Raw genomic sequence first — 363 nt, forward strand, 5'->3', positions numbered from 1 at the left:
AATCCCATTACCGTGAAGGCGGAGCTGTGACGGCGAGGGAAATATAGTACCGAAGTTCCTGATTCCACACTGCCAAGAAAAGCCTCTAGCGAGATTCAAGGTGCCCGTACCGCAAACCGACACAGGTAGGCGAGGAGAGAATCCTAAGGTGAGCGAGAGAACTCTCGTTAAGGAACTCGGCAAAATGCCCCCGTAACTTCGGGAGAAGGGGGGCCACGGCTGGTGATCACCCTTGCGGTGTGAGCTGGTGGTGGCCGCAGAGACCAGCGAGAAGCGACTGTTTACTAAAAACACAGGTCCGTGCGAAGCCGTAAGGCGATGTATACGGACTGACGCCTGCCCGGTGCTGGAACGTTAAGGGGA

Annotated in this window: 1 rRNA gene; it reads left to right on the plus strand. The window is 56.2% G+C overall.

Annotated elements, in window-relative coordinates:
• Nucleotides 1-363 (plus strand): 23S ribosomal RNA (locus F1003_RS18515); the annotation flags it as partial.

Origin of the sequence: Winogradskyella ouciana, assembly GCF_009709615.1 — a bacterium.
GTDB lineage: Bacteria > Bacteroidota > Bacteroidia > Flavobacteriales > Flavobacteriaceae > Winogradskyella > Winogradskyella ouciana.